Origin of the sequence: Pseudomonas sp., assembly GCF_050739655.1 — a bacterium.
In the GTDB taxonomy this organism is placed as follows: Bacteria; Pseudomonadota; Gammaproteobacteria; order Pseudomonadales; family Pseudomonadaceae; genus Aquipseudomonas.
Map to the genome: position 1 here is coordinate 1 of NZ_JBOIBY010000726.1, position 11,273 is coordinate 11,273.

At 61.3% G+C, this 11,273-nt stretch carries 9 protein-coding genes; 6 read left to right on the forward strand and 3 right to left on the reverse strand.

Going from position 1 to position 11,273, the window contains the following annotated elements; all coding sequences use genetic code 11:
- Positions 1-61: 61 nt before the first annotated feature.
- Positions 62-403 carry a hypothetical protein gene (locus ACRESJ_RS34280; protein WP_431761842.1) on the reverse strand — a complete coding sequence of 114 codons (342 nt, stop codon included), beginning with the start codon at positions 401-403 and terminating at the stop codon, positions 62-64.
- 135 nt (positions 404-538) lie between these two features.
- Between ACRESJ_RS34280 and ACRESJ_RS34285 the strand changes: the two genes are divergently transcribed.
- The 5 genes from ACRESJ_RS34285 (at position 539) to ACRESJ_RS34305 (ending at position 4,682) form a co-directional block, all read left to right on the forward strand.
- Positions 539-1,123 carry a DUF2796 domain-containing protein gene (locus tag ACRESJ_RS34285; protein ID WP_431761843.1) on the forward strand — a complete coding sequence of 195 codons (585 nt, stop codon included), beginning with the start codon at positions 539-541 and terminating at the stop codon, positions 1,121-1,123.
- 130 nt (positions 1,124-1,253) lie between these two features.
- Positions 1,254-1,964, forward strand: a complete 711-nt coding sequence (locus ACRESJ_RS34290; RefSeq protein ID WP_431761844.1) for an ABC transporter ATP-binding protein — start codon at positions 1,254-1,256, stop codon at positions 1,962-1,964.
- Between the two features lies 1 nt (position 1,965).
- On the forward strand, positions 1,966-3,231 hold the full coding sequence (locus tag ACRESJ_RS34295; protein ID WP_431761845.1) for an ABC transporter permease: 1,266 nt from the start codon (positions 1,966-1,968) through the stop codon (positions 3,229-3,231).
- Positions 3,232-3,242: 11 nt separating this feature from the next.
- Positions 3,243-3,761, forward strand: a complete 519-nt coding sequence (locus ACRESJ_RS34300; protein WP_431761846.1) for a DUF3299 domain-containing protein — start codon at positions 3,243-3,245, stop codon at positions 3,759-3,761.
- Positions 3,762-3,983: 222 nt separating this feature from the next.
- Positions 3,984-4,682 carry an OmpW/AlkL family protein gene (locus tag ACRESJ_RS34305; RefSeq protein WP_431761847.1) on the forward strand — a complete coding sequence of 233 codons (699 nt, stop codon included), beginning with the start codon at positions 3,984-3,986 and terminating at the stop codon, positions 4,680-4,682.
- A 90-nt stretch (positions 4,683-4,772) separates the two neighbouring features.
- Here ACRESJ_RS34305 and ACRESJ_RS34310 read toward each other — a convergent pair whose 3' ends face one another.
- Both ACRESJ_RS34310 and ACRESJ_RS34315 read right to left on the reverse strand, forming a co-directional pair.
- The gene (locus tag ACRESJ_RS34310) at positions 4,773-5,702 is read right to left on the reverse strand and encodes an NAD-dependent epimerase/dehydratase family protein (protein ID WP_431761848.1); all 930 of its coding nucleotides are present in this window, start codon (positions 5,700-5,702) and stop codon (positions 4,773-4,775) included.
- Positions 5,695-6,579 carry a sugar nucleotide-binding protein gene (locus tag ACRESJ_RS34315; protein WP_431761849.1) on the reverse strand — a complete coding sequence of 295 codons (885 nt, stop codon included), beginning with the start codon at positions 6,577-6,579 and terminating at the stop codon, positions 5,695-5,697. Before ACRESJ_RS34315 ends, ACRESJ_RS34310 begins: the two co-directional genes overlap by 8 nt.
- 339 nt (positions 6,580-6,918) lie before the next feature.
- Here ACRESJ_RS34315 and ACRESJ_RS34320 point away from each other — a divergent pair, with 339 nt between their 5' ends.
- Positions 6,919-11,223, forward strand: a complete 4,305-nt coding sequence (locus tag ACRESJ_RS34320) for an Lhr family helicase (protein ID WP_431761850.1) — start codon at positions 6,919-6,921, stop codon at positions 11,221-11,223.
- Positions 11,224-11,273: the final 50 nt, after the last annotated feature.

Here is an 11,273-nt window from a genome sequence, read left to right on the forward strand (position 1 = left end):
GCTCCTACATGGGAATGTGGTTCCCTGTAGGAGCTGCCGAAGGCTGCGATCTTTTTGCGGTTTATTCGATCCAGCGGTAAATCGGCGTATCCGCGCCACTCTCCACTTTCACATCTGCACTGTGCCGCAAGCGCACCAACAGCCGCTTGCCTGCCGCCGCGCTACCGGTCAGCGCTTCCAGTTGATCGAGCAAATCCGGACCGCTCAATTGCCCGGCCTTGCGCAGCAAATCCCTGGCAATCTGCCACGCCGCATCATCCTGATTCAGCGATTTGGCCGGCGTTGCAGCGACCTCGGTTTTCTCCACCTGCAATTGCGCGCCGAGGCGTGCCCAATCGGCGTCATCCATCTCCAGCGTCAAATCCACCGGCCAGTCGCCGATGCTTCCGCGAATTCGCAACATAAGTCCGCTCCTGCACATTTCTGACTTGCATGCTCCCACGGGACTTGTGCAACGCCAAGCAGCCAGTCAAACTCTCCGGCAATACGTTATAAGATTACATAACATAATCTTCATTTTACTTTTCGGAGCCTCACCATGCGTCGTCTGCTGCTCGCTTTGCCGTTTGCCTTGTTGCCGCTGGCTGTCGCCCATGGGGCTGACGAGCATGATCACGACCATGAACACGGCAGCCTCGGCGCCCATGAACATGGCGTCGGTCGCCTGAACGCGGCGTTGGACGGCCAGACACTGGAACTGGAGCTGGAGAGCCCGGCGATGAACCTGGTGGGTTTCGAACACGCCGCCACCACTGATGCCGACAAAGCCAAAGTCGCCGCCGTCCGCGCCCAGCTGGAAAAACCGTTGGCCCTGTTCAACCTGCCGAAAGACGCCGGTTGTGCCGTGGCGAGCCAGGAACTGGAAAGCCCGTTGTTTGGTGATAAACCCAAAGCCCACGGCGATCATGATCAGGATGCCAAGGACGAACATCACCATGACCACAGCGAAATCCACGCCCACTACCACTTCACCTGCGCCACGCCTGAAGCGCTGAAGACCCTGGATCTGGCGAACGTTTTCAACACGTTCCCGGCGACCCAGAAAATTCAGGTACAACTGATCGGCCCGAGTGGGCAGCAAGGTGTCGAAGTCACCGCCAAGGCCGCCTCCCTCAAATTCTGAAGTCACGTAGATCCCCCTCCTGTAGGAGCTGTCGAGTGAAACGAGGCTGCGATCTTTTGATTTTTAGAAGCAAAAGATCGCAGCCTGCGGCAGCTCCTACACAGGTCATTAACATCATGAAATCGGCGCCATGACCCAAGCACTCATCGAACTGTCCAACCTGGGCTTCAGTTGGCCCGGCCATCCGCCGCTGCTGGATATCCCGGCCTTTCGCCTGGAACCGGGGGAAACGCTGTTCCTCAAAGGCCCCAGCGGCAGTGGCAAGACCACCCTGCTCGGCCTGCTCGGCGGAGTGCAAAAACCTGATCGCGGCAACATTCGCCTGCTGGGCCAGGAGCTGACCGAACTGTCGGCCGGCGCCCGCGATCACTTTCGCGTCGACCACACCGGCTACATCTTCCAGCAATTCAACTTGCTGCCGTTTCTGTCGGTGCGCGAGAACGTCGAACTGCCCTGCCACTTTTCGAAACTGCGTGCCACGCGTGCAAAACAGCGTCACGGCAGCGTCGATAAAGCGGCCGCCACCCTGCTCGCACATTTGGGCTTGAAGGATGAAAACATCCTCAGTCGCCGCGCCGATTCACTGTCCATCGGCCAACAGCAACGGGTCGCTGCCGCACGAGCCTTGATCGGCCAACCTGAGCTGGTGATAGCCGATGAGCCGACGTCAGCTCTCGATTACGACGCCCGCGAAAACTTCATTCGCCTGCTGTTTACCGAATGCCGAGAAGCCGGGTCGAGCCTGTTGTTCGTCAGCCATGACCAGAGCCTGGCGCCGCTGTTCGATCGCAACCTGTCGCTGGCCGAACTCAATCGCGCCGCCACCCCGTCCGAGGTCTGAGATGTATTTGTTTCGTCTAGCCATGGCCAGCCTGGCTAACCGCCGCTTCACCGCGATTCTGACTGTGTTCGCCATCGCCCTTTCAGTCTGCCTGTTGCTGGCCGTCGAGCGGGTGCGCACTGAGGCCAAGGCCAGTTTTGCCAGCACCATCAGCGGCACTGACCTGATCGTCGGCGCGCGGTCCGGCTCGGTGAACCTGCTCTTGTATTCGGTGTTCCGCATCGGCAACGCCACCAACAACATCCGCTGGGACAGCTTCGAACACTTTGCCAACAATCCGAAAGTGAAGTGGGCGATCCCGATGTCCCTCGGTGATTCCCACCGTGGCTACCGGGTGATGGGCACCACCGAGGCGTACTTCGAGCACTACCAATACGGTCGCCAGCAACACCTGGAATTGGCCGATGGTCGAGCCTTCGCCAGCGACCCGTTCGAGGTGGTGCTCGGTGCCGAAGTGGCTGACGCGCTGCACTACAAACTCGGCGACAAACTGGTGCTGTCCCACGGCGTGGCCGTGATCAGCCTGGTCAAGCATGACGACAAGCCGTTCACTGTGGTCGGCGCCCTCAAGCGCACCGGCACGCCCGTAGACCGCACGCTGCACATCAGCCTCGGCGGCATGGAAGCAATTCACATTGATTGGCACAGCGGCGTACCCGCCCGTGGCAATGGACGCATCAGCGCCGACCAGGCACGCAACATGGACCTGACACCCCAGGCGATCACCGCGTTCATGCTCGGCCTCAACAGCAAGATTTCCACCTTTGCCCTTCAACGAGAAATCAACGAGTTCCGTGGCGAACCGATGCTGGCGATCCTCCCCGGCGTGGCGCTGCAAGAACTGTGGAGCCTGATGAGCACAGCCGAAAAAGCCCTGTTCGTGGTCTCCTTGTTTGTAGTGCTGACCGGGTTGATCGGCATGCTCACGGCAATTCTCACCAGCCTCAACGAACGACGTCGGGAAATGGCAATTTTGCGTTCGGTGGGCGCGCGACCGTGGCACGTCGCGACTCTGCTGATACTGGAGGCGTTTGCCCTGGCCTTGGCCGGCGTGGTCGCCGGGGTGGCGCTGCTTTACGTGTGCATTGCGGCGGCCCAAGGTTACGTGCAAGCCAATTACGGCCTGTTTCTGCCGCTGGCGTGGCCGAGCGAATATGAATGGACGCTGCTCGGTGGCATCCTCATCGCCGCGCTGCTGATGGGCAGCGTGCCGGCCTGGCGCGCTTATCGCCAATCCTTGGCCGATGGCCTGTCGATCCGTCTATGAGGACTTTGAACATGCCCCGCGCTGTTTTTGCGCTGTTGATGCTGGTCGCCCTTCCGTTGTGGGCGGCCGAACCGAGAGAGCTGACCTGGTCGGAAATGATTCCACCGGATGCAGCACCAGAAGTACCGAACATGACGCCCCTGCACGACCTGTCGAAAATAGGCGATGCACTGTCCGCCGAGTCGGCGCCAGCGGCCAAGCAAGACCTGCCCAACGCGCCGGTAGTCAAAGACCTCGATGGACAGAACATTCGCCTGCCGGGCTACATCGTGCCGCTGGAGGTAAACGAAGAAGGTCGCACCACGGACTTTTTGCTGGTGCCGTATTTCGGCGCCTGCATCCACGTCCCGCCACCGCCATCGAACCAGATCGTGCACGTCAAAAGCGAAGTGGGCGTGAAGGTCGACGAGTTGTATCAGCCGTACTGGATCGAAGGTGCGATGCAGGTCAAAGCCTCCACCAGCGAGTTGGCGGATGCCGGGTATCAGATGGAGGCGGACAAGATTTATTTGTATGAACTGCCGGAGTGAATCCGGTCGTTTTTGTGTTGTTAAGTAGTCCGCTTTCGCGAGCAAGCCCGCTCCCACAGTTGACCGCGTTCTAATGTGGGAGCGGGCTTGCTCGCGAAGGGGCCATCAAAAACACCCACAAATTCATGACATGCCACTTTCATTGAGCTGAGTCAAAAGACCCATTCGTTAGCAGCCTTACCATTGGACATCAAAAATTTTTAACGTCCTTTGGAGCCCCCCATGAACAAGTCCTTGCTCGGCGCCTCGCTGATTGCCCTGGCGCTCGCGGCCCCGCTTGCCCACGCCCACGAGGCCGGCGACATCATCCTCCGTGCTGGCGCGATCACCGTTAACCCTGAAGCCGACAGCTCCAGCGTCAAGGTCGACCAAGGCCCGCTGCGCGGTGCCGATCTGGGTGGCAAGGCGACCATGAGCAGCGACACACAATTGGGCCTCAACGTCGCCTACATGATCACCAACAATTGGGGTATCGAACTGCTCGCGGCCACACCGTTCGAGCACGACGTGAAACTCAAGGGCACCGCCCTGAGCGCTGCCAACGGCAAACTCGGCTCCCTCAAACACCTGCCGCCAACCCTGAGCGTGGTGTATTACCCGCTGGACGGGAAGTCTGCGTTTCAGCCGTACGTGGGCGCAGGCATCAACTACACCTGGATCTACGACGAACACGTTGGCAGCGAAGCCAGCGCTGCCGGTTTCAGCAATTTCAAGGCGGACAATTCCTGGGGCATGGCCTGGCAGGTCGGCGCCGACTACATGCTGACCGACAACATCATGATCAACGGCCAAGTGCGTTACATCGACATCGATACCCGCGCAACCGTTGAAAACAACGCCGTGGCGCCGGGCACCCGGGCACGTGTGAACATAGACGTCGACCCGTTCATCTACATGGTCGGTCTGGGCTACAAGTTCTAAACAGTATTCACGTGGTGGTGAATTGATCGCTCGACGCTGTGCGTTGGTGAGATCAGCTACAAAAAAAGGCGCCTCAACAGGCGCCTTTTTCTATTGCTCCAACAACCGCGCCAGCCCGACGCTCATCGGTGTCTGCGTGGGTGCTTTGAAGCGCTCCAGCAACCGCTGGTTATTGGCTCGCGAATGACGAATGTCACCGGAACGCGCCGGTCCGTAACTGACGGATGGCAGTTTGCCAACCACCCCCTCAAGTGCAGCAAGCAATTGCTTGAGACTGGTCGCCTGGTTCCAGCCGACATTCACCGCACCGACGTCAACCTGTGGTTTAGCGATGGCTTGTACCAGCAGGTCGACCAGATCCTCTACGTAGAGAAAATCCCGCGTCTGCTCACCGTCGCCAAACACAGTGATCGGCAGGCCTTTTTGCGCGCGCTCGCTGAAAATGCTGATCACCCCGGAGTACGGCGAGGATGGATCCTGGCGCGGGCCGAAGATGTTGAAGAAGCGAAAGATCACCGGCTCCAGCCCATGCTCGCGACGATAGAAATCCAAGTAATGCTCGCTCGCCAATTTGTCCGACGCGTAGGGCGTCAACGGTGCCTTGGGCGTGTCTTCGTTGATCGACTCGCCTTCGCCATTGTTGCCATAGACCGCCGCACTGGAGGCAAACAGCACGCGTTTGACCCCGGTCTGGCGCATGGCTTCGCAGACATTCAGCGAGCCGATGAAATTGCTTTGGTGAGTCTTCACCGGATCATCCACCGAGGCCTGCACCGACGCCACTGCCGCCAGGTGCGCCACGGCGCTGCATCCGGCCATGGCGCGAGCCACCAGCGTGGCATCGGCGACATCGCCGACGATGAGCTCGACCTTTGGATTGTCCAGCGGCAGATTGCTGCGTTTGCCGGTGGACAGGTCATCGAGAATCCGCACTGAATAGCCGTTGGCTAGCAAGGCATCGGTCAGGTGCGAACCGATGAAACCGGCACCGCCGGTGATTAAAACGGGGCCGTTAGCCATGACGATAGAACCTGTCCAGTAGACCGGGAAGCGCTGCGCGCCAGGCGCGAGGCTTGATCCCGAAGGTATGCAGAATTTTTTTGCAGGCCAGCACCGCATGTTGCGGTTCTTCGGCAGCGTCCGGACGCACGGCGTGGGCCTGGGCGGTCGGAGCTTCGATGGCAAGCGGATGCAAGGCACGCGCCTCAGTGAGGATCGCCTGACCCAGCGCCAAGGGCGTGGTCGCCTCATGTCCGGCGTAGTGATAGGTGCCCCACAGCGGCGCGGCGCAATCGAGTTGCTTGAGCACCGAAATGATGACCCGTGCAGCGTCGTCCACCGGCGTCGGGTTGCCGCGGCGGTCGTCGGCCAGCAGCAGCTCTTCGGGTTGCTCGGCCCGACCGAGGAAACGTCCAAGGGTGCCATCGGGGCTGTCATCGAGCAGCCAGCCGAAACGCAACAGCACATGTTGCGGGCAAGTGGCGCGCACGCTCTTTTCGATTCGCCACAAGGCCTGACCACGCAGGCCCAAGGGCACTGGCTCATCTTTTTCGCTGTAGGCCGTCGCTCGGGAGCCGTCGAACACGCGGTAACTCGATGGCTGCAACAGAACGATATTGTGATGCTGGCACAGTTCGGCCAGGCGCTCGATCGCGCGCTCCTGCCCGGCCAGACGCGATTCGCTGACCGCCTCCGCCTGGAACCAGTCGAAGTAGTAGGCGAGGTTGATCAACGCGTCCGGGCGGGTGTCGTCGAGCAATTGCGTCAGGCTCGCGGCATCCCAACCGTCTTGCGGCGGGCGGGGGGCGAGGAAGCCGATGTCTTCCTCTGCACCGAGGCGAATCAGCGCCTGCCCAAGGGCATTTCCGCCGCCCAGTAACATAAGGCGCATTCGCATAGAGTCAGCAGGCCCAGTCTGATTGAAACGATGGCTTAATCGACAACATTCGTAGGTGATGTCGTTGATAGTTGCCGGAATCGTTGCATTTTGCGGGTTTAGTGCGCAACCGTCATCCGTAAAGTGTAAATCCATGGGATTTGTAGTGATGCAACCGGCCCCTTCGCGGGCAAGTCGAATCGTCGCACCGCCGCTCCCACAGGTTTTTTTGGTGAACATGGCATTTGTGAACGACTCGGACACTGTGGGAGCGGGCTTGCCCGCGATGAGGCCCTATCAGGCGCTGGAGATCCCGAGCGGTACTTGCATCTTCCCGCCTCCACCCGCATAAATCAGAACATGAACCTGCCCATCCCCGCAGACAGTGTCCTGGACGGCTTTCACCCCGCCGTCAGCGCCTGGTTCAGCCACACCTTTGCCACGGTCACCGCCGCCCAGGCCCGGGCGTGGCCGTTGATCCGCCAGCGCCGCTCGACCCTGATCGCCGCGCCCACAGGCTCGGGCAAGACGCTCACCGCGTTTCTCGCCGTCATCGACGATCTGGTCCATCGCGGCCTGGAAACCCCTGAAGGCCTGCCCGATGAAACCCTGGTGGTCTACGTCTCGCCGCTCAAGGCGCTGTCCAACGACATCCGGATCAATCTGCAAAACCCGCTGACGGGCATCACCGAGCAATTGCGCGTGATGGGGCTGCCCGAAATACAAATCACTACAGCGGTGCGTACGGGCGATACGCCGCAAAAAGACCGCTCGGCAATGCGTAAAACCGCGCCGCACATACTGGTCACCACCCCGGAATCGCTCTATGTGCTGCTCGGCTCCGACTCTGGACGGCAAATGCTCGGCACCACGCGCACGGTGATCGTCGACGAAATCCATGCCATCGCCGCCAGCAAACGCGGCAGCCATCTGGCCCTGAGCCTTGAACGCTTGCAGGCGCTGTGCGCCGAACCGCTGGTGCGCATCGGCTTGTCAGCCACGCAAAAACCTATTGAAGCTGTCTCACGCTTTCTGGTGGGACGCGACCGCGCCTGCGAAATCATCGACATCGGCCATGCCCGTCCACGGGACTTGGGCATCGAAGTGCCACCCGTGCCGTTATCGGCGGTGATGGCCAATGACGTCTGGGAACTGGTCTACGAACGACTCGCCACCCTAGCCCGCGAGCACCGCACCACGCTGATTTTCGTCAACACCCGACGCTTGGCCGAACGCCTGAGCCGCCATTTGAGCGAACGCCTGGGCAAAGACGCCGTCGCCGCTCACCACGGCAGCCTGGCCAAAGAATTTCGCCTGGACGCCGAGCAGCGGCTCAAGCGTGGCGAGCTGCAGGTGTTAATCGCCACGGCGTCGCTGGAATTGGGCATCGACATCGGCGACGTCGACCTGGTGTGCCAGATCGCCTCGCCGCGTTCGATTTCCGGTTTTTTGCAGCGTGTCGGCCGTTCAGGGCACCAAGTCGGCGGCACGCCCAAGGGCCGTTTATTCGCCACCACCCGCGACGACTTGATCGAATGCGCAGCGCTGCTCGATTGCGTGCGGCGAGGCGAACTCGACATCTTGCACATACCCGAGGCCCCGCTGGACGTGCTGGCGCAGCAGATCATTGCCGAGGTCAGCTGCCAGGAATGGCCAGAAGACGCATTACTGGCTCTGTTCCGCCAAGCCTCGCCCTACGCCGGTCTCGACGAAAAACACTATCAGGCGCTGCTGCAAATGTTCGCCGAGGGTTACAACGGACGTCAGGGCATCCGCAGTGCCTACCTGCACCGCGACGCCGTGAGCCGCACGTTGCGGGGGCGCCGGGGCGCAAAACTGACGGCGGTGACCAGCGGCGGGACCATTCCGGACAACGCCGACTACAGCGTATTGCTGGAGCCCCAAGGGCTGAACATCGGCAGCGTCAACGAAGACTTCGCCGTGGAAAGCATCGCGGGCGACGTGTTCCAACTGGGCAATACCTCGTACCGGATTCTGCGGGTCGAAACCGGCAAGGTCCGGGTCGAAGATGCCCAGGGCCAACCGCCGACCATTCCGTTCTGGCTCGGTGAGGCACCGGGACGCAGCGCCGAATTGTCGCTGGCCGTCGCACGCCTGCAAGCACATCTCGATCAGTTGTTGGGCGCTACGCCAGGCAACTTGCAGCCCAGCCTCGACTGGCTGACCGAAACCCTTGGCCTGAATCTGGCCAGCGCCGAGCAACTGGTGGAGTACCTCGCTCCCGCGCGCCAGACCTTCGGTGCGCTGCCCTCGCAAGACACGCTGTTGATGGAGCGATTTTTCGACGAGTCCGGCGGCACGCAGTTGATCATTCACACGCCGTTCGGCAGCCGCATCAACCGCGCCTGGGGCCTGGCGTTGCGCAAGCGTTTCTGCCGCACCTTCAACTTCGAATTGCAGGCCGCCGCCAGTGAAGATGCCATCGTGCTGTCACTGTCCACCAGCCACAGTTTTGAGTTGGACGACGTCTGGCGTTACCTGCACAGCAACAACGCCGAGCACCTGCTGGTTCAAGCGGTGCTCGACGCACCTCTGTTTGGCGTCCGCTGGCGCTGGAATACCGGAGTGGCGCTGGCCCTTCCGCGCTACACCGGCGGGCGCAAAGTGCCGCCGCAAATCCAGCGAATGAAAAGCGAAGACCTGATCGCCAGCGTATTCCCCGATCAGATCGCCTGCGTGGAGAATCTCGCCGGCGAACGGGAAATCCCCGACCATCCGCTGGTGGAGCAAACCCTGGACGATTGCCTGCACGAAGCCATGGACAGCGAAGGCTGGCTGGCGCTGCTGCGACGCATGGAACGGGGCGAGATCCGCCTGATCAGCCGCGATCTGCCGGCGCCCTCGCCCCTCGCCGCAGAAATCCTCAGCGCCCGCCCCTACACCTTTCTCGACGACGCGCCGCTGGAGGAACGCCGCACGCAAGCGGTGATAAATCGACGCTGGAGCGATCCGCAATCGATCGATGATCTCGGCGCACTGGACGCTGAAGCGATTGCCGCCGTGGGCGAAGAAGCCTGGCCGACGCCTGGCAATATCGATGAAATGCACGAAACATTGATGAGTCTGGCCTGCATCACAGACGCCGAAGCCAGGACCAACCCAAACTGGCTCGATTGGCTCAATACCCTGGCTGAAAGCGGACGTGCCTGCCGGATCAACCCGTCGCTGTGGCTGGCACGGGAACGCCTGAGCTGCCTGCGGGCCATTTATCCACAGGCTGTTTTATTTCCGGCGCTGGAGGCGCTGCCGGGTTTCGATGAGACCTGGGAAGTGGACGACGCTGTTCTGGAAGTTATCCGCGCAAGGCTCAGCGCTTTTGGGCCATTACCCTTGGACGCGATTGCCGATCCGCTCGGATTGCCGGGAACTCAGGTCACCCAGGCCCTGGCGCAGCTGGAGCGCGAAGGCTACGTGCTGCGTGGCCGTTTCACGCCGGGATGCACCGAGGAACAATGGTGCGAACGGCATCTGCTGGCGCGAATTCATCGCTACACGGTCAAGCGATTGCGGCGGGAAATCGAGCCGGTGGCGTTGCAGGATTTCATGCGATTTCTGTTCGACTGGCAGCATCTGTCCAGTGCTACGCAAGGTCAGGGTAGCGCGGTATTACCGACGATCATCGCTCAGTTCGAAGGCTATCCCGCCGCCGCTTCCGCCTGGGACAGCGACATCCTGCCGGCGCGCATCAAGGACTATTCGGCGACCTGGCTCGATGAACTGTGCCGCAGCGGCAAACTGGTCTGGACCCGACTCACCGCACGCAACAAAAGCGCCGGCACCGCGCTGCGTAGCACGCCGATTCTGTTGTTGCCACGTAATCGCGTAGGGCTCTGGAGCGAGTTGACCGAGCAGACGCCAGTCAGCGAGCTGTCGCCAAAAACGCAAAAGGTCCACGCCGCTCTCAGCCAGCACGGCGCGCTGTTTTTCGATGAGCTGAAGCACGAAGCCCACTTGCTGCGCTCGGAACTGGAAATCGCACTGCAGGAACTGGTGGGCGCCGGGCGGGTGAACGCCGACAGCTTCGCCGGGCTGCGGGCACTGATCACACCGATCAGCAAGCGGCAGAATCGTAGCAGCCGACGTGGGCGCGGGGCGTTTGTCGGCGGCATGGACGATGCGGGGCGTTGGGCACTGCTCAGGCGTCCAGGCACCGCGCCGGTTGTGGATAACCAACGCCCGGCGCCAACGCCTGCGGACACGCTGGAGCACATTGCTATGACGTTGCTGCGCCGCTACGGCGTGGTGTTCTGGCGATTGCTGGAGCGTGAAGCAGACTGGCTGCCGAGCTGGCGCGAATTGCTGCGTACCTTCCATCGACTGGAGGCGCGGGGCGAGATTCGGGGTGGACGGTTTGTCAGTGGCCTGGCGGGCGAACAATTTGCGCTGCCCGAGGCGATTCCCTTGTTGCGAGAAGTGCGTCGCCGGCCCCTAGACGGGAGTTTGGTTGCCGTGTGTGGGGTCGATCCGCTGAACCTTGCCGGCACCCTTTTACCCGGTGCGAAAGTCCCGGCATTGGCGAGTAATCGACTGGTGTATCGCGATGGTTTGCCGGCGGCTGCCGAGATTGCCGGCAAACAGCATTTTTGGCTGGAACTGGATGAGCAGGCCGGTGCTGAGGTGCGTTCAAAACTGATCCGGCATTGAGGTTGTCAGGGCCGGCCCCATCGCGGGCAAGCCCGCTCCCACCCTAAATC

Bases quoted from the DNA above. Each gene is read 5' to 3' on its own strand.
- ACRESJ_RS34280 (WP_431761842.1), bottom strand. From the start codon at position 403: ATGTTGCGAATTCGCGGAAGCATCGGCGACTGGCCGGTGGATTTGACG.
- ACRESJ_RS34285 (WP_431761843.1), top strand. From the start codon at position 539: ATGCGTCGTCTGCTGCTCGCTTTGCCGTTTGCCTTGTTGCCGCTGGCT.
- ACRESJ_RS34290 (WP_431761844.1), top strand. From the start codon at position 1,254: ATGACCCAAGCACTCATCGAACTGTCCAACCTGGGCTTCAGTTGGCCC.
- ACRESJ_RS34295 (WP_431761845.1), top strand. From the start codon at position 1,966: ATGTATTTGTTTCGTCTAGCCATGGCCAGCCTGGCTAACCGCCGCTTC.
- ACRESJ_RS34300 (WP_431761846.1), top strand. From the start codon at position 3,243: ATGCCCCGCGCTGTTTTTGCGCTGTTGATGCTGGTCGCCCTTCCGTTG.
- ACRESJ_RS34305 (WP_431761847.1), top strand. From the start codon at position 3,984: ATGAACAAGTCCTTGCTCGGCGCCTCGCTGATTGCCCTGGCGCTCGCG.
- ACRESJ_RS34310 (WP_431761848.1), bottom strand. From the start codon at position 5,702: ATGGCTAACGGCCCCGTTTTAATCACCGGCGGTGCCGGTTTCATCGGT.
- ACRESJ_RS34315 (WP_431761849.1), bottom strand. From the start codon at position 6,579: ATGCGAATGCGCCTTATGTTACTGGGCGGCGGAAATGCCCTTGGGCAG.
- ACRESJ_RS34320 (WP_431761850.1), top strand. From the start codon at position 6,919: ATGAACCTGCCCATCCCCGCAGACAGTGTCCTGGACGGCTTTCACCCC.